Source organism: Nocardiopsis sp. NPDC101807, from assembly GCF_044766605.1.
Classification (GTDB): Bacteria; Actinomycetota; Actinomycetes; order Streptosporangiales; family Streptosporangiaceae; genus Nocardiopsis; species Nocardiopsis tropica.
Genome location: NZ_JBIWMK010000013.1, coordinates 52,302 through 72,506 on the forward strand (window position 1 = coordinate 52,302; position 20,205 = coordinate 72,506).

Below are 20,205 nucleotides of genomic sequence, written 5' to 3' on the forward strand. Positions count from 1 at the left end.
CGACGGTGAACCACGGCTACTTGCCGCCCTGCTTGCGGGCGACGGCGGTCATGAGCTGCGCGTACGCCCAACCGGTGACCTCGTCGCCGTAACCCCGCTTGGCCTCGGAACCGACCGAGGCGCGCACCTTGCGCAGCCCCTCGGCGGTCTCGTCGCCATAGCCGCCGTCGACGCCGTACCGGGTCAGCTTCACGCCGGCGTTCTCGATCAGTACCTGCAGCGCCTTGACGCCCTCACCCTTGCTGCCCTTGCGCAGTCCGATCAACGGATCGTTCCCTTCGGTGTTGGTTCCTGCGATGTCTCGAAAGTCCGGTGAGGTCCACCAGGCGTAGTTGTTGGCGCCCGGGCAGCTCGTCGAGCTGACGTCTCGGTGTCCCTTGCGCGCTAGAGTCCGGCCGGCCTTCGCGCACGCCTCGTCGTAGAGCTCGACGACGGTTCTCTTCGCGGCGGGGGTCATGCCGTCTCGGCCGATGAAGCAGATCCCGACGCCCTGAACGTTGCGCGGTGCCGCATGTGCGCCGAGCGTGTTCCAGCCGCGCCCCTCGTAGGCGACTCCGGCCTCGTCGACGAGCAAGTTGTAACCGATGTCGCTCCACTTCCTGACGTCCATGTGGAAGTTCTGGATCGAGCGCACCGACTGCGAGGTCGGCCCTTCGGAGTAGTGCAGCGTCACCTCGGTCCGGCTGCCCCAACCGACGGTCTGCCGGTTGCGTGGTGCCCTCGCCCCCCAATCGGAGCGCGAGACGATATCGACCATGTGAGCGTCCTCCTGACATGCGAAAGCCTCGGCCGATCGGCCGAGGCGGGGTGAAGTGGTTCAGGACAGCAGCGCGGCCGAGAGCAGCGCCACGGCCAGGGACAGGCCGGCGCCGAGGATCGCGGCCCAGACCATGCGCCGGTCGGCCGCGCGGCGCTCGTCGTCGGTGCGCCGGTCGTTTTCGCGCTGCTGCTCGGCACGTTCGGTCTCGGTGCGCAGCTCGGCGACGTCGCCGGCGAGCTCGCCGAGACGCTGTTCGATCAGCCGTTGCTCGGCCGCGTACACGTCGACGCTCACGCGCGCGGCGAGGTCGTCTTTCAGGCCGGCGAATCCTCGGTGCATCTCTTCGCGCATCAGGGACAGCAGCTCGCCGAGGTGCCGGTACTGGGGGTCGTTCTCGTTCACGCGACCCCCTACAGGTCCGGAACTTGGATCGCGACCCAGTCGACCCACGTCTGCGTGACGGTCTGGCGTGCGACGTGGATCGTGAAGCCGGTCAGGCTCTTCGACTGGTAGCTGACTTCGAGGAAGACGCCGGGCGCGTTGGTGCGTGCGGTGGTGAGTACCTGGGGTTCGACGGTGAAGAACCCGTTCGGGAAGGTCACCCGGCGTTCGCCGCGGTAGTACTGCGGGTTCGTGGCGCTGGGGACGGGCGTGGGGAAGTCCATGTACTCAGCGCCCGACAGGATGCGCGGGGTCAGCTTGTCGGCGGTGATGATCTCGCCTGCGCGCCATAGGTGCACGGGTTCTCTCCTTGGTCTACAGACCGACGACGGCCGGGCGCGCGAGTGAGACGGCGGTACCGGCGGGATGCGGTTTGGCGATGCGATTCAGGGAGCGCTCGACGGTCAGCGTCTGCGTCGCCCCGGTCCCCTCGATCGCGGTCACCCGCACGATCTCGCCGCCGAGGACCAGGTCGAGCGGGAACATGTCGGCGTAGCTCGCCGAGTCGATCCACGGGGGACCGACCGTCGTGGTCACGGTCAACGTCGTGTCGCCGGCGTCGACGGCGGCGGTCAGCTCGCACGCCGCGGTGTCGGCGCGGTTGGGATCGCGCGGCCCGGTCGGTTCCTCGTCGTCGGGGTCGTCGACCACACCGACGACCCAGGGTCCCCCCGACGAGGCGTTGAACTCGACGCGCCATGTGTGGGTGTTCAGGGTCTCGGTGTAGCCCTCGATCAGCAGGTCGATCGGGCCGGGCGGCAGCCACGGCGGGGGGTTGAGCACCTGCAGCCAGTCGCCCGACTCCCTGCTCGCGACGTTCTCGGTCAGTCCGGGGTTGCGGACCAGGTCCACGCTCACCGTCGGGTAGCGCGCCTCGTCCCAGGTCCCCAGGTGCACGCGCCACCCGGCGTGGTCGCGAAGCTGGACGTCGTACATCGTGTTCAGCTCGACCGAGGTCTCGTAGCGGCCCACGCCGAGCGGGGGGTCGGCCGCGTTCAGCGGTCCCGTCTGCAGTGTCACGCGGAACTCGGCGCCGTCGATGCGCCGTGCGACGACGTCGTTGGTCAGCGCCTGGTCGTCGTCGACCGGCTCGAAGGGCGCGGACACGTGCCCGGCGGCGTAGTCCAGGGCGATCGCGGACCGGGCGCCGCCGGACCATGCCACGCCGGACGCACGGGCCGTCGCCGCAGCGGTGGTGACGCCGTGCTTGCCCGCCTCGGCGCCGGTCCGCGCGACCATGCCGTCGGCCGCGGCCGTGGTCGACGCCTTCGCCACGGCCGCAGCACTGCTCGCCGTGGTCGACGTCGAGGCGTCCGTGCGTGCGGTGCGGTGCGCGGCTTCGGCGAGTCCGGCGGCCGAGAGGGTTCCCGTCGCGGTGGTGCGCGCCGTCCTCGTCGCCGAGGCGGCGCCGGTCAGGCGCAGCTCGCCGCCGACCGGCTGCTGCGGTCCCTGCACGGCACGGACGGCGAGGGTTCCGGCCACGGCGACGGTGGCGCTCGCCGAGGTCGTGATGTCCTGCTGCTGTGGGGCGGGTCCGATCGGTCCGGAGTCGGAGACGGCAACGTGTGAGAGCCACAATGGATCCGGGTAGTCGTTGGCGTTGGCCTGCAGGCGCAGCGCGAGGGCGATGCCGGCGAGGGTCTCGGGGCCGGCGATGCCGTCGACGACGCCGTAACCGTGGCCGGACTGGAAGGCCACGACGGCGTTGGCAGCCTCCTGGCCGTAATCGCCGTCGGCGCCCCACTGCGGCAGCTCGTAGCCGAGCGCCATGAGGTCGCGCTGCATCTGCGAGACCTGCCCGCCAGTGGTCGCGTCGGTGTCCCCGGGGCGCAGGATCACGCCGCGCCGGTACCGGTACCCGGTCAGGGCCAGGGAACGGCCGACGTCGCGCCCGTTCCAGGTGTGCACGCGGGCGCGGATGGTGTCGTGTCCGGCGTAGACGCGGGAAGTGAAGTCGCCGCCGTCGAAGTGGAGTTCGAGGCGCCACCACTGCCCGATGCCGATCGCGTTGCCGGTCTCGGCGTTCCAGTTGATCGCGCTCGCGGCGAGGTCGTTGGGCTGCAGCCTCGTTCCCGCGTTGCCGGACGCCGTCTCGTGGATCACGAGATTCAGTCCGGTGTCGGGGAACGAGGCGTGCAGCCGAACCTCGTCGATGCCGAACCCGGAGTTCTGCATGGTCGGCATCCACACGTACCAGCGCGCCCACCACGGGCCGGACTGCGGCAACGCAAGGGTGAGCCGCGGAGTCCCCACACGTTGGTAAGAGGTGTCGATTCGGATCGTCGACAGCCCGTGCACGGTCTGCGCGTTGTCGTAGCGGGCGCGGCCGGCGCCTGCGGTGCCGCCGGCGTTCGCGACACCGACGGTCCCGACGGTCGCCGAAGCGGCGAGGGATGCCGGGGTCGGTGCGGCGCCCGGAGTACCGTCGAGGCGGTTGTCGACGAGCGTGGCCACGGCTCACCTCCCGTCGGATCAGTTGGTCAGGGTGAGCGTCATCGGGTCGACGGTCAGGGTCCCGGGGGCGGCGAACTGCTCGGGCGCGGCCAGGGCCAGCGAGCCGAGCCAGGTACCGTCGGACGTCCACAGTCCGGCGTGCGTGATGGTCGTCGCCCCGGGCACGTTGAACACGACCGGGGCGCCGGTCGCGATACTGCCCCCGGACGCTGCGGCCCAGATGACCGACTGCCGGGCGTAGCCGCCCCCGGACACCTCGGACCCGCCGGAACTGCCGGGGTCGGCTGTGTGCAGGGACGCCTCGACGGCGACCGTGGCGCCGCCGTCGAGCATCGGGTCGAACAGCGCGGTCGTCAGCGCCATCAGGTTTCCCCTTCCTGGGAGAGCTGCAAGCCGTTGTAGCGGCTGCGGTTGGTGCGGTAGACGAGCCGGGGTTCCGCACGGTCCTCGTGGAGAATCCCGCCGTCGGCCGCAGCGGCTGCCGACAGCACGTCGAGGGGCGAAGTCATCTGTTGTGCCCCGACGAGCTGCGTGTCATCGGGGTCGCCGAGGACCGTCACCGGCAGGCCGGTCTCTTCGCACACGCGGATGATGCGCTGCCCTGCGGTCTCTGCGGCGTGGCCGTGGTAGGCGAGCAGGATCTGATCGGGGTCGGGCGAGACGGTGCCGTCCCAGACCGTGACGTGCCCCAGCGACGCCGGCGCGGCCATGTCGTCGTCGGGCACGAACCAGTCGTAGAACCACCGCATCGGCGGGCGCGCGGGTTCGTTGAGCTGACCGGTTGCGATCTGCGCGCCGTCCACGCACACCCGCCACGCGGTGCCGCCCTGATTGGGTGCGCACTCCAGCCGGAACACGTGCGCGGTGTCGTCCTCGAACACCTGGGGCGCGGCGATGTTCTGGCGCAGAACGGTAGTTCGCGCGTCGCTGTCGTCGGCCCGGAAGTAGGACACGAACAGCGTCCGCGTCGGGTGGTCGAACCCCAGGTACCACATGCGGGTCGGGTCGCTGGCAGTACCGGCGCCGACGAGCTGCATACCGAAGCTGTCGAACCCCCCGACACCACCGCGGATGAACTCGGCCGCCCACCACTGCGGGCGGTGGCCGGGCAGGATGTAGCCGCGGAACACCCCCCGTGGCACCTTGTCGGGCAGGGTCGCCACGGGTTCCAGGTGGGGGGCGAGGTCGAAGCTCGCCCACTGCATCGGCCTCGTGATCTCGCCGTCTCGGTTGTTCAGGTAGGCGATGTTCCCGCCGAGCAGCGGCGCGGCGTTCTGTGTGTCGGCGCCGTCGGTCAGCGGCCAGTACGCGGACGGGCCGGCGGCGAGGACGAACCGGACGAGCGAGGACTGCAGCGGCGACGAGCTCGCGTTCAGCCGTCGCAGGATGCCCGCAGCCTCGATCGGGGTGTACACGTCGTTGCCGGACAGGTCCCAGCGGGGAGGCCACGCGGCGACCTCGCCCACGAACCGCGGGATCAGCCGGTCACCGTGGCGCACCGACACCCTGATCGGGGTGTTCCGGCCGATCCGGCCGTAGTACGGGCTGCGCGGATTCCTCGGCGAGTACGTGCCGCTGCGATTGTTCAGCACCAGCGAGCACGTGCCGGGGTCGACCTCGGTGCCTTCGTCGGCACGGCCACGACTGATGCTGATGTCCTCGCGAACGTAGACGTCACGGGTGATGTCCACCCACTGCCCGCCGACCATCAGCTCGACGAGCACGCGCACGGCAACCACGGCCTCACCTCCCGAAAGCCGCCTGCGCACTGCCGCGGCCGTCGATGCGGACGAACTTGCGGATCATCCTCTTGAACTCGCTGTCAGCGCCCGTGACGTCGATGACGAGACGGGTCTGCTGCGCGCCCGAGTGGCGCACAGCCGCGGTCGCGCTGATGTTGGACGGGATCTCGCGTGTGACCCCCTGCAGGGTCGAGCGCAGGCCGGGCAGCGCGCCCTCGACACCGCTGGCGAGGCCGGCCATCAGCGCAGCACCGGACGGTTCGAGCAGCCGGGCGTCGACCCGCATCGGTCCCTTCCACTCCGGGATCATCGACGTCACGCTGCTGAACTTGTCGCGCAGCTTGCCGACCATGCCGGTCACGCCATCGATCAAACCCTGAATGATGCGTCGACCCGCATCGGTCAGCAGTGATCCGACATTTCCGAGCGCCGACTTGATCCGTCCGGGAATTCCGCGAACGAATCCGATCAGTCGCGCCACAGTGGAAACCACCCGACTGTGCAGTGCCAAAAAAGCACCGACAGCCAAATCCCTAGCGGCGTTAAAACCGTTGGCGATAAATGACTTTATCTTGCTTACGCCGCTCGAAAGAAATGCGACCAAGGCATTCCAAAGTGCGGCGACTCGCGCCTTCACCCAGGCCCAGGCTGCGGATGCCGCTGCCTTGATCTGCTCCCAGTGCGACATGAGAATGCCGACCGGATGGTAGGTCAGAAACAGGCCGACCAACCAATTCCAGGCTGCCGAGACTGCCGATTTCAGCCATTCCCAAGCAGCGATTGCCGTCGAAATAATCGACGACCAAATTCCAGAAAGCCACGCAGCAAGGGCAGACCAAGCTGAAACCGTTACCGACTTCACCCATAGCCAGGCTGCGGAAATCGCTGCGACAATTTGATCCCAATAGAGGATCACCAATGCGACCAAGGCAATGACGGCCGCGATGATCCACCCGATCGGCCCCATCCCCAGCAGCCACCCGGCGAGCATCCGGGCACCCATCACGAGGGCCTGCGCACCGAGCTTGACCAGGGTCCCCGACAGCTTGCCGAGCGGACCGGCGATGGTCTTCACCGCAGGCGCCACGGTCTTGACGACCCCGACGAGTCCGGACAGCTTGCCGGCCACCGGGCCGAGCAGCATCGACCACGCGAGCATCTGCGTCACGGTCGACTGCACGCCCGGGGGGAGCGCCATGAAGGCGTCGGCGATGGTCCCGACCACCGCGGCGACGCCGGGCAGGATCGCGAGCAGGTCGGTCGCGATGCGGTTCAGCGTCGCGAAGACCTCGCCGAGCTGTGCCTGCCCTTCGGCGCTGTTCGCCCACGCGGCCCACTGCGCGGTCAGGTTCTCGACCGTGGTCAGAAGGTCGGACCCCGACACCGATGCGGCACCGAAGATCCCGCCGAGCAGCGAGCCGAGGTTGCCCCCGATCGAGCCGAGCTGCGCGAGGACGTCGCCGGCGCGCTGCGCGATGTCGGACAGCCGCGCGGCGCCGGCCTCGCTGGTCAGGAACGCGGCAGCGCTCGCCAACGCCCCGCCGGCCCACTCGTTGAACCGGTCGATCAGCGGCAGACCGGCGATGGCGAGCTGCGCCAGGACGACGAGCAGCGGCGAGAGCACGCCCGAGAAGCTCCGCGTCGCCGAGGCGGTGCCGTCGAAGATGGCGCCGAGCTGTCCCCGGAACAGCGGCGTGTTCATCGTGCGCAGGGCCTCGGAGCCCAACGAGTTCAGCGCCGAGGCGACTGCGGTCATCCCACGGCGCAGGGTGGGCATGGCACCGGTCGCCAGTGCCGACAGCTCTTCGCCGAGGCCACCGAACAAGCGCTGCTGCACGGCCTGTTGCACGGGGGCGAACATCTGCCGCACGCCGGCGAAGGACCTGACGAACGACTGCGCCGAGGGGGCGAGCCCGGACAGGGACTCTTCGAGTTCCTCGGCGCTGCCCCCGGTGGCGGCGAGCGCGTCGCCCATGCCGGACAGTCCGGCGGCGAGCGTGGCGACCCCTGCGCCGGCGACGAGGGCGGCTGCGGGTAAGGCGAGAACGGCGCCTGCGGCGGGTCCGGCTGCGGCGGTGAGGGAGGTCAACGCGCTGACGGCGGTCGCGATCGCCGTCATCTTGCCGATGTCGCCGACCCGGTCGAACCTCTTGATCAGGTTGTCGAGTCCACGAGCGGCCCGCTTGACGCCCTTGTCGAACCTCTTGGAGTCGAGACCCAGCCTGACGAGCAGGGATGCAACGGTCGCCATGCGGGATCACCTCCCGCTCGGCGTGCGCTATTCAGGTTTCTCGGTGCCGCCCATGGCTGCGTTGGCTTCCCGGATCGCCGCCCACATCTGTTCCTCGGACTGGTAGTCGTCCCAGGTGGGCAGCAACTTCTCGGGGTCGATGGGCTTCGCGCCCTTGCGCCGGTTGACGTTGTAGACGGCCGCGGCGACGATCGCGGACTGAATGTCGCCCCGGCGAGCGCCGAGGGGTCCGGCGCGCCGCTCGTACACCGCCCACTCGGTCAGCTCACGCGAGCTGATCCGGGCGAGCAGTTCGGCGACGGTCATGTTGAGGTGGCCGGCCAAGCGGAAATAGAACTCCCGCTCGGGCCGGCGCCTCATTCCCCCAAGAGCTCGTCGACGTCCTCGTCGGTCAGCCCGGAAAGCCTCTGGCACTTCTCGAACACCCGGTTCAGCACAGCGGCGTTCTTGCGGCCCAGGGCGGCGACGTCCGAGCTGCTGAACACAGCGTTGCCCTTGGCGTCGACGATGCACTTCGCGACGAACTTCGCGCGGACGTTGTCGAGCTTGAGACGCTTGGTGTTGCCGGCGATCTCGGCCTCGAACCGGTCCCTCTCGGTTCCGGTCAGCGCCCTGATCCGCACAGTGCCGCCCCACTCGGGAACGGGGACGGTGTCGTATGCGAGGTCGTCGGCGCCGAGGATGGCGTCGCGGCCGAGGAACTCGGCGGTCTGTGTGGTCATCGGTCAGTCGTCCTTTCGGTCAGGGCGCAGGAGTCGGGGCGGGGGTGATGGTGGGTTCGCCGGACACCTGCCACGTCAGAGTTGCGGCCATCTGTCCGTCGACGGGCATCTCGCGCTCGAACCCGGTCAGCAGCGCCTCGAAAGCCCAGAGCTCGCCGGCCGGACTCTCCATCTCGTAGGCGACCGGGTTCGGGTTCTTGAAGTCGCCATAGATGACGTCGTGCTTGTCGGGGTCGTAGTGGCACTCGACGGACACCTCGCCGCCGTCGACCAACCCGCCGATGAACTCGCGGAAGTTCGACGGGGAGTCGTGCGCGGTGACGTCGTAGGTCTCGCGCTCCCCGTTCGGACCGGAGAACGTACCGACGTTGCCGATCGGCTCGAAGACCGCAGGCTCGCCCCCGTCCCCCCGCCGGAGTTCTGTACCGAACCCGTCCTTTCCTGCCATGTCATGTCTCCTTGTTCAGCCACACCCGGTGGCGCACCGGGCAGTGTCGAATGGTGGGGTCGGGGTCGCGCATGATGCGGTGGTGTTCGCGGAAGATCGCGACGACCTCGAAGCCGACGACGTCGAGCGGCTGCCGGTCGAGCAGCCGGTCGAGGTGGGCGAGGATGCGTCCGATCTCGCTGTAGCCGCGGTACTTCGACCACACGTGCAGCACGAACGCGACCGTCAGCCCCTGCCGGTCATGGGTGTCGTCGGGTTCCTCGATGACCTCGCCGACCGACACGTGCGGATACGGCGCCGGTTCGGGGACCTCGTCGTAGACGCCGGCGAGTGCGGTCAGGTCGGGGTCGCCGGTCAGCCGCTGATAGACGGCCTGCTGCAAAGGCCATGCCGCGGTGGCCATCAGGGCAGCCTCTTCTCGATGCCCTCGCGGACCCAGTTGCGGACCTTGCGGTTCGCACGTCGGGCGTTGGGATACATGAATGGCTGCGCGGGCATTTTCGACGTGCCGAACTCGACGAACTGCGCGTAGTACTCTTCGTCGCTCCACACTCCGACCTGCGCGTCAGCGGTCGCCCCCGAACCCTTGACGCGCTTTTCGAGCGCGCGGGCGAGGTCACCGGAGTCGACGGGCACATCGGCGACGGCGCCGTCGTACATCTCCGCACCCCACTTCTCGGCGACCTCTTCCTGCACGTCGTGTAGGTCGGTTGTGAGCCGGGCGAAGGCTCGACGCGCGGCCTGCGCGCCGATGGTGCGCACACGGAACCGGGCCATCAGCCGTCCCCTTCCTGCTCGTCGTCGGCGCTGATGTCCTCGACGGCCTCGGCGAGGGCGCGCAGGAAGTCGGCGATCTGCGGTGCCACCGGTTCGTCGAGGTCGAGGGTCAGGGTTCCGGCGTTGACCTCGTGCTCGCCGATGCTCACGACAACGGGCATCTCGCGTTCGCCGTCCATCACGGCCCCCCTTCGGCTTGACGTGATGTGCAGTCGGCGCGCCGGTAGGTGTGGGCGACGCTCGGCTCGAAGACCGCGCGCACCTGCAGAACCTGTTCGCCGCGCCGTAGTTCGTCTCCGCGGCGCACGTCCGCGGACGGTCGTAGGTAGACGACGTGGGTCAGTTCGGCGCCGAGTTGGTCGCCGGCTTCGCGCTGCGCGCTGGAGGGTTGCGACAGCCGCGCCGACTGCGTGCCCTGCGGCTCCCAGGTCTCGACCTGACCGCCCCCGCCGTCGTCGGCGAGGACGGCGCGCCAGACCTCGACGCGGCTGTTCAGCAGGTGGCCGATGCCGCGCCCTCTCACCGTGACCTCACAAGGCCGATGCCGCCCCCGAACCGCGCGGCCAACCGGCGGCGCAGGTGGTCGGGCAGTTCGAGCTCGGTGATCCCGCCGTCGTCCCCGTAGGTCACCGAGTAGTCGCCGATGCGCTCGGACCTGATGTCGCCGGCCGCGATCCCGGTGCCGTCCTCGCTGCTGCGCGAGGCGACGAGGATCGCTGCGGCGATTCGGCACACGAGGTCGACGAGGTCGGCGGGAACCTCGGGAAGCCCGTGCGTGTAGGTCACCGTGACCTCGCACGGTACGGTCGGCTGCCACCCTGAGGGGCGCCACAGCCAACCGCCGACGAGCCGCCAATCGGTGACGGCCTGGGCGTCGACGAGCACCTCGTCGACGGCCGTCACGGGCGGGGCGGGCAGGGACAGCCACGGCTCGCCGTCGCCGGGCAGGCTGATCGTCGACGTCGTTTCGGAGATCGCGCAGCCGGCGGCGTCGCGCACCGCGGCAGACGCTGAGGCGAGGAAGGTTTCGACGCGTACGGTCTCGGCGTCCCCAACGCTCACGCCCCGGGCAGCGAGGTCGTCGAGGGTGGCTAACGCCGGAAGTGCCACGGTGCCCCCTTCACGGTCAGGACGCGAGCTCGACGAGTTCGGCCTTGGTCAGGGCCTCGGCGTCCTCGGCGGTCAGGTCGCTGACCTCGGTGACGTAGGCGACCCATGCCGCCTTCGGTGCTGCCTGCGCTGGACGGTTCGGCGGCTGCTCGACGCCCTGCTCACCGGGGCTCGATGCCTCGACGGGGGCCAGTGCGCCGCGATCGAATTGTGCGGCGACCCACGGCACGGCCGGGTCGACGGCGAACGTCGCGCCGGCCGTACCGCGGGCGAGGATCAGGTCGGCCACGTCGTCACATCCCCGCCGGGACGGTCACCGTGGCGACGGCGATGCCGGTCGGCTCGAACAGCTTGGCGCCGTAGACGTGCAGCCCTCGCACGATGTCGGCGAACCGCGCCTGCGCCCGAAGGGCCTCGGTCTGGGTGATCTGCTCGGCGACGCTGAACGAGTCGGGGATACCGGCCTGCACGACCTGCTGACCGGCTGCCGGTGAGGGAGTGTTGTTGGACTTGAGGACGTCGAAGCCCGCAGCCCTGCCCACGATGCCGTTGCGCAGCGTCTCGTCGCTGCCGGACGCGTCGACACGGGCGAACCGGTCGTCACTCTGCAGCTTGCCGTGAAAGTCAGGGCTGATCACGACGTAGCGGCCGATGCTCGGGCAGTCGGACTTGTCCAGGAGCACGGCCAGGGCGACGAGAACGTCGTAGGCGGTGGCCGGGTTGCTGACGTCGATCGGGGTGACGGTGCCCTCGGTGGCGGGGGTCAGGTTGTTCGCCGGGTCGACGCCGGTGTAGAGACCGGCGGCGTACCGGTCGAGTCCGTCGGCGAGCCGGTGTCCTGCTCGCTGGGTGGCTGGTCCCTGGAAATCGCCGGCCGACTGCACCCGGTCGACGTCGTTCACGCGGAACGAGAAGTACGCGCCCTGATCGACGGTGAGGGACACCTGCTCGTCGTCGAGGTCTTCGGTCGTCAGATCGGTGTTCTTGTCGTAGGGGCGCACGGTCGGGTCGGCGATCGAGGTGACGTGCACGGTGTCGCCCTGCTCGCGGATCTGCCCCTCGTAGCGCCGGTTCGACACGGTCGGCTGCGCGTACACAAGGGTCCGCTCGAAAGGCACCTGAACCGCAGCGGACCACAGCTCGGGAATGAAGTTGGTGATGGGCATGGTCGGGTCTCCTTAGTCGCCCTGCAGCAGTCGCCGCAGGCGTCCGTCGGTGTGGGCCTTGAGCCGCGCGGCCGGCGTCATCTTGGCCAGGTCCTCGCGGCTGGTGATCTGCGACGGGCGCGACCCTTTGCGGGCGCCGCCGTCGCCGGTGCCCTGGAACCGTCGGCCGCCGTGCGCGGCGAGGTAGGGCTTGGACGTGAGCAGCTCGCCGATCGCGTCGGCGAGCTCGTCGGCGTCGACGTTGCCGTCGTCGTCGACCTCGAACTGCGACACGTCGATGAACCGCATCGCGTCGCCGGGGTCGGCGAGCTTGCCGGCCGCAGCCGCGCGGACCTCGGCGCGCACGATGCGTTCGTTCGCGCGGGCGACGGCTGCCTGCTCGGCCTGCTGCTGGATCGCTTCGGCGTCGGGTTCGTCGTCCTTCGCGGGGGCGCGCTGCTTGGACAGCTCCGACTCGGCCGCGCGGCGCTTGTCGCGCTCGGCGCGCCACTTCGCCTTCATGGCGTCGAGGGCGCGCTTGCCGGGGTCGCCGAGCGCGTCGGCGCCGTCGGGCTCGTCGCCCTGGTCCTCGTCGTCGCCGCGGTCCTCGACGGGTTCGTCGTCGAGGGGGGCGTCGGTCTCGGCGTCGGGGGTCGGCGCGTCCTCGGCGCCACCGATCACGGGCCAGATGGGGGCGCCGTTGCGGCGCAGCCCGATCGCGGTCAGGCCGGTGTCGGGGTGGGTGGGCAGCATCGGTTCAGGCATGGTGACGGGCTCCCGTTGCGGAGTTGGTGAACGGCTGCGCGTTGCGCGTGGCCGGGCATGGAAGCAGCCCCGCAGCGCTGCCACGGGGCCGAAGAAACTTTGTCTTGCGAGTGGACAACGTTAAGTATTGCCCTATAACGTTGTCCTTAGAGACGACAACGTTTAGGGGTTCCGATGGACGCGCTGTTTTCCGAGATCGAGTGCACGCAGCTTCGCGGACAGGTCGACATCTGGGACGCGATCGCCGAAGCCGAAGCCGAGGAGGCGCAGGTCGAACTCGTCGACGACGGCGCCCTGTTCCCCGTGTACCTGACCGGCAGCCCGGTCGACGGCGCCCTGTTCGGGCTCACCCTCTGAAAGGACGACATGAGCAACTTCGAGCGCGTCACCATCGCCGACCTGCAGGTCGGCGACCACTTCATCCGCAGCGGCAAGCTCGTCGCCTACGACGGCGCCTCGCTGGGCTTTCCCCCGCAAACGCCCGTCAGCCGGTTGCGCGAGGGCGTCGTTCCCGCCACGGTCCATGTCCCCGACATCGATGGGGCGCCCCGTCGACACCTCGGAGTCGCCGACGTGGCGCGCGAGCTCGGCGTGCCCACGGGCACGGTGACCAAGTGGATCGCCCGCTACCCCTACGACATCGGCCATCACCCGGTCCCCACACCCGACGCGCGCATCGGTGACGTCCTCGGATGGCGCGAGAACCGCATCGACGAATGGCGCACATGGCGCGCCGGGATGCCGGGGCGCGGCGCAGGCGGCGGGCGCCCCAAGAAGCAGGTGGCCCGGAAGAAGACCGCTGCTGAAGAGAGGTTCGACGCGGAGCAGTACGAAGCGCTCGCACCGCTGCGAGAGATGGCTGCTCGACGGAAGCGGCGGCGCCGTCAGGACTCGTAGTCGACCGGCATCGGGCGGATGCTGTCGAACCCGGCGTTCCACGCCTGCCACAGCATCCGCTCGCGCGGCGTCAGAGCGTCCGGCCGATAAGGCGTAGAGGACCGGGGCGCATCGGCCTCGGCCGCGCGCACCCCTGCAGCGCGAGCACGGACCAGCTCGGTCGCGACCGACATCAGCAGCGCCCCCTACCGGTTGTAGTCCCGACCGGCATCAGTGCCGCGGCCGGACTCGATCTCGGCGACGAAGTCCTCGAACGTCAACCTACCGAACGCGTCCCACCACCGCTTGAGCTCTTCGCTCGCCCACCGCTCCGCGCGTGCGCGCGGACCGCTGAACAGCGACTCGGGGTCCACTCCCCGGGCGCGCCCCTCGGTGGTGACCAGGTACCCCCGGGTCGCGTCCTCGGCCGCTACGTACTGCCGGGCGACGTAGAGCTTGTACTGCTCGCGCGCGACCTCGGTGAACGACCGGCGGTCGCCCGCCGGCCGGAACTCGGCAAGGTACGCCTCGCGTCGGATCGCCTCGATCGAGCGCCCCTGCACTTCGGCAGCGGCCTGTTCCCAGGCATAGCCCTCTTCCTCGACGAGCCGCGCCATCTCGGCATACTGCGCGTCCTCACGCTCGCGGCGCTCCCGTTCAACGTCGGTCTCGTCGGGGTCGACCCAGACCTCGGCGGGCGGCGCCTCGGCGACCTCGACACGCCGCTCGTACTCGGCTTCGATCACCGCGGCATCGCGCTCGCGCCCTTCGGCGAACGCCTCCATCAGCATCGCGGACAGCCGCTCGTCGTCGTACCTGGCAAGGCCATCGGCCGTGATGCGGCCGTCGACCGGTACCGGTTCAGGCGCCGGTTCGAGCTCGACGTCGGGCGCCTGCCCGTCCTCGCGGCCCACCTGCTCGCGCCGGTCCATCTCCGCCATGAGCACAGCCATGCGCGGCGAGTCGTAGTCCCCTGCGGCCATCAGCGCGCCGAGCTCGGATTCGAGCTCGACATCGGTCATGGTCGGCGGGTCCGGCAGCACCTCGTCATCGGGCACGGGCGCGGCGAGCGCGACCGGTTCGGGTTGCGGCACAGGTGCGACTTCCTCGCGCCGAGGCGTCAGGTACCCGTACCTGATCAGGGCCTCGATCGCGGCGTCGCGGTCGCCGGCGGCCTCGGCGATGATCTGCTCGGGCATCAGCCGAGGCTCACGCGAGGGACGGAACCGGCCGCGGTCGTCGGTCGAGCCGAGTCGACGTCCGGCGTACCCGCGCCGGGTCATGCCCTCGGACGTGACCAGACGCGCCCCGGCTACGGCCATGCCGCGCCGGGCGTTGACGACCTGGGCGAGGTCGGCGCCCTCGTGGATCGCCTCGGCGCCGACTGCGCCGAACCTGCGCACCTGCTCGACGGGACTCATCTGCGCGAAGAGCTCGCGCGGCGAGAACGGCGCCGGGGCGTCATCGGTCAGCGGCAGAACCTCGCAGTCACACCGGGGGTGGCGGGCAAACCCTTCCGACCACGGGTAGGTCTGACCGGCGAGGATGATGCACCGGGCGCAGGCGGGCAGGTTGACGACGCGCGTGTAGGCGACCACACGCGGGCGCGCGGCCATGCCGACGAGGTCCGCAGCGCGACCGGCGTCGGCGACCTGCGTACCTACGATCAGTTCGAGGGCAGCCACGGCCGCGGCCATCGCATCGGCCACCGCACGACCGCCGGCCAGATACGACAGGGCCGTGATCGCGGGTCGCGCGAGCAGCGTCGACAGCTCGCGCCCGTCCGAGGCGACCCCGGCGAGCGCGCGGGCATTCAGGTCCGCAGCCACAGGGCCGGGCACCGCACGTCGCAGGTAGGAGTCGGCGAGAGTGACCGCGGCGTACTGCGCGGCCGTGGTGAGCCCGACCGCCTGCGGCAAGGTCAGCCGCCACGATTCCCGGATAGCGCCGGGGTCGACCCCCTCGGCCCACGCGGCGACCACGCGTCGCGCGGCGTCCTGGGCGAGGTCGGCCTGCGCGGCGCGGTGGTCCTGGGCGAGGGCGAGACTCACGGCTGATCATCGATCGCTGCGACGGGGTCAGGTCCTGCGGGGAATCCGCCCCGGCCCATCTCGGCGGCGATCGCGCCGATCGGGTCGGCGAGCTGCTCGCGCTCGCGCATGGCGAGCATGTCGGCGATCTCGGTCGGGGTCAGCCCGTAGCGAGCGGCGATCCACTCGAACGGAAACCCGATCTGCTTCAACTTCATGAGCGCGTCGGCGAGCTGGGACTGCGAACGCGACTCGGCGTCGGCCCACAGCACGGCGCCGGCGGCGATCGCCTGCGCCTTGCCCTCGTCGCCCTGGGCGAGAGCGATCAGCCGGAACATCTCGCGCAGCGCCATCCCGAACCACATCTGCTTTTCCTCGACCCTCTTGACGAGGCCGGTTTCCGCAGCGATCAGCGCGTCACCGGACAGGTTCGCCATGCGGCCGACGAGGTAGTGCTGCGGCGTGCGAGTCTGCGCGGCGATGTGCCCGACGGCGACCTCGATCACGTCCGTGTAAGCCGACAGGTTCGCAGCGGACCATTCGGCGATCTTGGCCTGATCGCCGGTGATCCACAGGACACGGTCGACGGCGAACTTCTCCAGGGGCACCGGGCGCTCGCCGATGACCTGACCGCGCTCGTCGAGGATCGGGGTCGTCGGCATGTCGGCGCCCATGATCACGCGCTGCGGGAACGCGGCGTAGTCCGCAGCCGTGAACAACTGGCTCCACAGCAGGTTGATCGCGTCCTGCATCGCGACCGTGCCGGCCACGTCCGACAACGGGTCGTCGGCGAGCAGCGGCCGGTTCGCGAGCTCGACAACCGGGACGGCCCCCATGGGGTTCGGCTGCGGGTTCGGCTCGTCGCCGACCTCGCGCGGCTCCCACTTGAGCACCTCGTCGACACCGGCGAGGTTCACCGACCGGGCATGCCGCAGCAGCGGCCGGCGAAACTTCCACACCTCGTCGCGCAGGTAGAGCGTCGCGTACTCGTCGTTGCCGTCCTGCCACCGCTTGAGCGCCGCGCGGCGCCGCCGGCGGCTGCCCGGCTCGTAGGCGACGACGCACTCGCGCGCGTCCTCGAACGTCACCTCGGGCATGTCCGGGTTGTCGGGGTCGCCCCAGACGAGGACGAACGATCGTGCCGCGGTACCGGCGCCGAGGAAGCCGAGTTGGCTGTCGGTGTCCAGCCCGTTGACCTGCCACACGCGCCACAGGTCCCGGTCGGCGCGGTCGTCGCCAGCGGGCTTGATCCCGGTGACGGTCAGCCGCTCGACCGGGCTGTCGGCCACGACTTGTGTCCAGTTGTCGGCGAACTCCCGGTAGCGGGCCGCGAAGTACTCGCGGAACTCCGGACTCGCGAACCGCAGCGGCTGCTCGCCGCGGTAGAACCCGTTCAGCCGATCGACCTCGCTCGCCCGGGCGAGCAGCTCGTTCTCAAGCAGCGTGACGAGGGAGCGGGCTTGTTCGAGCGTGGCCATGCTGTCCCTCCTAAGACCATTAGGTGTTTGTGGTCTAGAGCTATGGTTCGGATCGGCCTCGACATCATCGAGAGCAGGAAGGAAGTTAGGAGGTGCAGGCTGTTTTCACCACGAAGTGGTGGAGTGGGCATCTGCCGGTTTGGTGGGCAACCGGCGCCTGACCTGGTTCTAAGCGGTTGAGTGAATCTCGCTAGGCATCCCTGTTGGTGCGGTAACCTGCCCTGAGTACGAGGCGAGTGAGGGTAGCGAGTGAGCGCAGTCGAGCAGGTCTTCCGTGAGTGCGAGCGAGCTCGTACTGAGGGTGTTCTTATCCAGAAGGTGAGTGACAGTGATAAGGAGTTCCACTTCCAGAATTGGGTTAAGGATCGCCTGGATGCATGCCAACTGAACTATGACGATCGCGGTCGTAATACTTATCCGGACTTCCGTCTCGTCAACTTTCCGGAAGGCTATGAAGTAAAAGGGCTTTCGTGGCCTGGTCGGCATGCGGACTTTGATTCGAATTCTCAAGTGCCGAGTGGGTGGCACAACGGTCGGGAGATCTATTACGTCTTCGGTCGTTATCCGAAGGACGTCAAAGGCATGGATTCCTATCCAGTCACGGACCTCGTGATCTGTCATGGGAGTTTCCTAAACGCTGACTCCGACTATGTACACAAGAATAAGTCGTTTCTCGGATTCGGATCGTATGGTGATATCCTCATCCGGGATCGCAAAATGTATGTAGCTCGGACTCCATTCTTTTTGGCAAGCGAATTGGCTGGCCTTTCGACATTGATCGTCCCCGATGTGCTTGAGCTGGAGAGCCCTGACTTGGTTAAAGTCGGCGAGATTGAGCGCGTGGAAGTCGAGAAGGTTGTCTCTTCTTACGAATTCGACCTGCAGACCAACGAGTTGATTCGACATTTCGCGCCGAATCCCAAGGCGGGTCAGATTCACCGTTTCCATGCCTATCGGTCGCGTGGGTTTGGGGACCAGAAGAAGGTCCAACTTAGCGATGAAGCGATCCGCTATGCGAATGGTATCGAATTTGAAAATGGGTGAGTCAGTGATGATGTCAAGTGCTGGCGCACGGGCAGCCATTCCGTCCATCACGGCTCTAGAGAATGACTTCCCAGCGGCCATGCTGAGTGAGGCGGGGACGAAAGAGTCATGGAGAAAAGAAGTTCATCGCCCTGCGACTAGCACTCATAAGTGGTGGGCGAAGCGGCTTGGAACTGTATTCCGAGGTATTATCGCTTCTGCGACTACAGCGGTTGGCGAGGACGCTGAATCTGCCTACTCGGCGCCTACAGATTTGTCTGGAATGGTAGTTCTTGATCCATTCTCAGGTTCTGGTGTGACTGGAGTGGAGGCCGCAAAGCTCGGTGCTAGGCCCGTATGCTTTGATATCAACCCGGTAGCAACACTTGTGCAGCGGCAAGCGCTCCAGCAGTGGGATATTCAAGCTCTCGCAACGGCCTTCGGTCAGGTTGAACGAGAATGCCGCCGCGAAGTCGACCGTGTGCATAAGACAGAAGATGGTCGTACTGTCCTCTATTATTTCTGGGTGGCGACGGTTCCATGCCCGGACTGCGATGACACGATTCGACTCTTCAGTTCAACCGTGTTCTCCAAAAATGCCTATCCTAAGAGGGTGCCGGAAGCCCAGATTGTCTGTCCTCTGTGTCTGGATATCCAAGAAAAACGATACGACTTTGAATTTGCACGGTGCGCTAACGGCCATACGATCACGCCCCAGGGTGCGGTGGTGCGCTCGATGGCTACCTGTCAAAACGGGCACACTAACAAGGTCATGGCGGCATTGAAAGATAGCCTTCCCGGCTATGAGATGTACGCCAAGATGGTCGTGGATGCTAGAGGTCGAAAGACTTACGAGCCCATCACGGAATGGGATCGTGCACTGTATGAGGAATGTGAAGATCTCCTCGATAAATTGCCACCATCGTCCGTGCTTCCTTCTGGTGGGTTGGCTTCGGGTAACAATACCAACCAGGCGATCAAGTGGAATTTTAAGCAGTGGATAAACTTCTTCAATGCTCGCCAGTTGTACTCTTTGTCTCTGATTGCGACCGCAATTCGAGACCTGCCTGGTCGTACCCCAGAACGTGAAGCCCTGTGTGCGCTCTTCTCTGGAACGCTGGAGTTTAATAACCGTTTCACCTCATTTAAGGGTGAGGGTACCGGGGCCGTTCGACACATGTTCTCCCATCACATATTGAAGCCGGAGCGTACACCTCTGGAAGCTCACCCATGGGGTACCCCGTATTCATCTGGATCTTTTTCAACTCTGCTGAAGAGCCGCCTGCATCGCGCTCACGAGTACAAGATGAATCCTGCGGACCTTGTGCCGGAAGGCGGAGAAATTCAACGTATTACCGGAATTTCGTCGCCTCTCGCGGCTCAGCTCTGCCAAGATTGGCCGTCATTCACTGAGGGCGAAGGCCCGACTGCATATATCGCTACGCGCAACTCTGCCAGTACGGACCTTCCGAATGGATCCGTTGATCTTGTTGTGACTGATCCGCCGTACATGGACAACGTTCACTACGCAGAACTGGCTGACTTCTTTCATGCCTGGTTGCGGGCGATGCATCCGTTTGATGGATATCCTTCTGACGACACAACACGGCAGAGGGGTGAAGTGCAGAACGCAGACCCCGCAGAGTTCGGTAAGGCCATCGAGTCGGTGTGGTCTGAGTGCGGACGCGTTCTGAAGCCGGGCGGCATGCTCGCTTTCACGTTTCATCAGGCACGTATCGCCGGGTGGGTGCGTGTTATTGAATCCCTTGATCAGGCAGGTTTTTGCGTCACAGCAGTCCAACCCGTGAAGGGTGAGATGACGACCAGCGTGGTCAAGAGCGGTTCTCGTGAACCCTCGAACTTGGACAGCATCGTAGTCTGTCGACGAAAGGTGGATGGTGCAGAGAACCCGCACAACTCGCTAGAGGAGGCGCTGGCCACTGCGTCGCGGGAACTAGTCCTGCTGCAGAAAGCTGGGGTGGAGGTCGGCCCGGGGGACGTTCGTTCTGTGGTCCGCGGCTCACTCTTGGCTTACCTAGCTTCGGCTAGTGCCGACCTGGACAAGATAGTCGACGATGTTGACAGGTACGCAACTGCGGCCATTCAAGATTTGTTTGGTTAATCGGCATCTTCCATAACGATCATGGTTAGTGCTCAGCAGAGGTTACGGAGAAATTGTTGAG

The 20,205-nt window shown here is 67.5% G+C and carries 25 protein-coding genes; 4 read left to right on the plus strand and 21 right to left on the minus strand.

Features of this window, described 5'->3' with window-relative positions; translation table 11 throughout:
* Nucleotides 1–16: 16 nt before the first annotated feature.
* The 18 genes from ACIRPH_RS29905 to ACIRPH_RS29990 form a co-directional block, all read right to left on the minus strand.
* Nucleotides 17–757: an N-acetylmuramoyl-L-alanine amidase gene (locus ACIRPH_RS29905; RefSeq protein ID WP_402920343.1), complete on the minus strand. Its 741-nt coding sequence runs from the start codon at nt 755–757 to the stop codon at nt 17–19.
* Nucleotides 758–817: 60 nt separating this feature from the next.
* Entirely contained in the window at nt 818–1,162 is a 345-nt protein-coding gene (locus ACIRPH_RS29910) for a hypothetical protein (protein ID WP_402920346.1), read from the minus strand.
* A gap of 8 nt (nt 1,163–1,170) precedes the next feature.
* Entirely contained in the window at nt 1,171–1,500 is a 330-nt protein-coding gene (locus ACIRPH_RS29915) for a hypothetical protein (RefSeq protein ID WP_402920349.1), read from the minus strand.
* 16 nt (nt 1,501–1,516) lie between these two features.
* Nucleotides 1,517–3,655 (minus strand): peptidoglycan-binding protein, encoded by a 2,139-nt coding sequence (locus ACIRPH_RS29920; RefSeq protein WP_402920352.1) that lies wholly within the window; start codon nt 3,653–3,655, stop codon nt 1,517–1,519.
* An 18-nt stretch (nt 3,656–3,673) separates the two neighbouring features.
* Nucleotides 3,674–4,018, minus strand: a complete 345-nt coding sequence (locus ACIRPH_RS29925; protein WP_402920355.1) for a hypothetical protein — start codon at nt 4,016–4,018, stop codon at nt 3,674–3,676.
* Complete coding sequence (locus ACIRPH_RS29930) at nt 4,018–5,394, minus strand: hypothetical protein (protein WP_402920358.1); 1,377 nt, start codon at nt 5,392–5,394, stop codon at nt 4,018–4,020. The genes ACIRPH_RS29925 and ACIRPH_RS29930 overlap by 1 nt, the downstream gene beginning before the upstream one ends.
* Before the next feature lie 4 nt (nt 5,395–5,398).
* Nucleotides 5,399–7,648 carry a hypothetical protein gene (locus ACIRPH_RS29935; protein ID WP_402920361.1) on the minus strand — a complete coding sequence of 750 codons (2,250 nt, stop codon included), beginning with the start codon at nt 7,646–7,648 and terminating at the stop codon, nt 5,399–5,401.
* 27 nt (nt 7,649–7,675) lie between these two features.
* A complete protein-coding gene (locus tag ACIRPH_RS29940; RefSeq protein WP_402920364.1) occupies nt 7,676–7,972 on the minus strand; it encodes a hypothetical protein in 297 nt (98 codons plus the stop codon).
* 32 nt (nt 7,973–8,004) lie between these two features.
* The gene (locus ACIRPH_RS29945) at nt 8,005–8,370 is read right to left on the minus strand and encodes a hypothetical protein (RefSeq protein ID WP_402920367.1); all 366 of its coding nucleotides are present in this window, start codon (nt 8,368–8,370) and stop codon (nt 8,005–8,007) included.
* A 19-nt stretch (nt 8,371–8,389) separates the two neighbouring features.
* Nucleotides 8,390–8,818, minus strand: a complete 429-nt coding sequence (locus ACIRPH_RS29950; protein WP_402920370.1) for a phage tail tube protein — start codon at nt 8,816–8,818, stop codon at nt 8,390–8,392.
* A 1-nt stretch (nt 8,819) separates the two neighbouring features.
* Nucleotides 8,820–9,221 carry a DUF3168 domain-containing protein gene (locus tag ACIRPH_RS29955; protein WP_402920373.1) on the minus strand — a complete coding sequence of 134 codons (402 nt, stop codon included), beginning with the start codon at nt 9,219–9,221 and terminating at the stop codon, nt 8,820–8,822.
* Nucleotides 9,221–9,595: an HK97-gp10 family putative phage morphogenesis protein gene (locus ACIRPH_RS29960; protein WP_402920376.1), complete on the minus strand. Its 375-nt coding sequence runs from the start codon at nt 9,593–9,595 to the stop codon at nt 9,221–9,223. Before ACIRPH_RS29960 ends, ACIRPH_RS29955 begins: the two co-directional genes overlap by 1 nt.
* Nucleotides 9,595–9,774, minus strand: a complete 180-nt coding sequence (locus tag ACIRPH_RS29965) for a hypothetical protein (RefSeq protein ID WP_402920379.1) — start codon at nt 9,772–9,774, stop codon at nt 9,595–9,597. Before ACIRPH_RS29965 ends, ACIRPH_RS29960 begins: the two co-directional genes overlap by 1 nt.
* Nucleotides 9,774–10,118 (minus strand): phage head closure protein, encoded by a 345-nt coding sequence (locus ACIRPH_RS29970; RefSeq protein WP_402920382.1) that lies wholly within the window; start codon nt 10,116–10,118, stop codon nt 9,774–9,776. The genes ACIRPH_RS29965 and ACIRPH_RS29970 overlap by 1 nt, the downstream gene beginning before the upstream one ends.
* Nucleotides 10,115–10,705 (minus strand): hypothetical protein, encoded by a 591-nt coding sequence (locus ACIRPH_RS29975; RefSeq protein WP_402920385.1) that lies wholly within the window; start codon nt 10,703–10,705, stop codon nt 10,115–10,117. The genes ACIRPH_RS29970 and ACIRPH_RS29975 overlap by 4 nt, the downstream gene beginning before the upstream one ends.
* A 16-nt stretch (nt 10,706–10,721) precedes the next feature.
* Nucleotides 10,722–10,994 carry a hypothetical protein gene (locus tag ACIRPH_RS29980; RefSeq protein ID WP_402920388.1) on the minus strand — a complete coding sequence of 91 codons (273 nt, stop codon included), beginning with the start codon at nt 10,992–10,994 and terminating at the stop codon, nt 10,722–10,724.
* 4 nt (nt 10,995–10,998) lie between these two features.
* Nucleotides 10,999–11,784 (minus strand): coat protein, encoded by a 786-nt coding sequence (locus ACIRPH_RS29985; RefSeq protein WP_402920391.1) that lies wholly within the window; start codon nt 11,782–11,784, stop codon nt 10,999–11,001.
* 99 nt (nt 11,785–11,883) lie between these two features.
* The gene (locus tag ACIRPH_RS29990; RefSeq protein WP_402920394.1) at nt 11,884–12,615 is read right to left on the minus strand and encodes a hypothetical protein; all 732 of its coding nucleotides are present in this window, start codon (nt 12,613–12,615) and stop codon (nt 11,884–11,886) included.
* Nucleotides 12,616–12,789: 174 nt separating this feature from the next.
* Here ACIRPH_RS29990 and ACIRPH_RS29995 point away from each other — a divergent pair, with 174 nt between their 5' ends.
* Both ACIRPH_RS29995 and ACIRPH_RS30000 read left to right on the plus strand, forming a co-directional pair.
* Nucleotides 12,790–12,972 carry a hypothetical protein gene (locus ACIRPH_RS29995; RefSeq protein ID WP_402920396.1) on the plus strand — a complete coding sequence of 61 codons (183 nt, stop codon included), beginning with the start codon at nt 12,790–12,792 and terminating at the stop codon, nt 12,970–12,972.
* Nucleotides 12,973–12,981: 9 nt separating this feature from the next.
* Entirely contained in the window at nt 12,982–13,512 is a 531-nt protein-coding gene (locus ACIRPH_RS30000; RefSeq protein ID WP_402920399.1) for a hypothetical protein, read from the plus strand.
* Here the strand turns inward: ACIRPH_RS30000 and ACIRPH_RS30005 are convergent.
* From ACIRPH_RS30005 to ACIRPH_RS30015, 3 genes are read right to left on the minus strand one after another with little or no spacing between them, the layout of a single operon-like run.
* On the minus strand, nt 13,500–13,685 hold the full coding sequence (locus ACIRPH_RS30005) for a hypothetical protein (protein WP_402920402.1): 186 nt from the start codon (nt 13,683–13,685) through the stop codon (nt 13,500–13,502). The genes ACIRPH_RS30000 and ACIRPH_RS30005 overlap by 13 nt on opposite strands.
* Nucleotides 13,686–13,697: 12 nt before the next feature.
* Nucleotides 13,698–15,542: a hypothetical protein gene (locus ACIRPH_RS30010; RefSeq protein WP_402920405.1), complete on the minus strand. Its 1,845-nt coding sequence runs from the start codon at nt 15,540–15,542 to the stop codon at nt 13,698–13,700.
* Nucleotides 15,539–16,999 (minus strand): phage portal protein, encoded by a 1,461-nt coding sequence (locus ACIRPH_RS30015; RefSeq protein WP_402920408.1) that lies wholly within the window; start codon nt 16,997–16,999, stop codon nt 15,539–15,541. The genes ACIRPH_RS30010 and ACIRPH_RS30015 overlap by 4 nt, the downstream gene beginning before the upstream one ends.
* A gap of 249 nt (nt 17,000–17,248) precedes the next feature.
* On the opposite strand from ACIRPH_RS30015, the gene ACIRPH_RS30020 reads away from it, so the two are divergent.
* Together ACIRPH_RS30020 and ACIRPH_RS30025 are read left to right on the plus strand one after the other, a co-directional pair.
* Nucleotides 17,249–18,043 carry a hypothetical protein gene (locus ACIRPH_RS30020; protein ID WP_402920411.1) on the plus strand — a complete coding sequence of 265 codons (795 nt, stop codon included), beginning with the start codon at nt 17,249–17,251 and terminating at the stop codon, nt 18,041–18,043.
* Nucleotides 18,012–20,144 carry an SAM-dependent methyltransferase gene (locus ACIRPH_RS30025; protein WP_402920414.1) on the plus strand — a complete coding sequence of 711 codons (2,133 nt, stop codon included), beginning with the start codon at nt 18,012–18,014 and terminating at the stop codon, nt 20,142–20,144. The genes ACIRPH_RS30020 and ACIRPH_RS30025 overlap by 32 nt, the downstream gene beginning before the upstream one ends.
* The last annotated feature ends 61 nt before the right edge of the window (nt 20,145–20,205 follow it).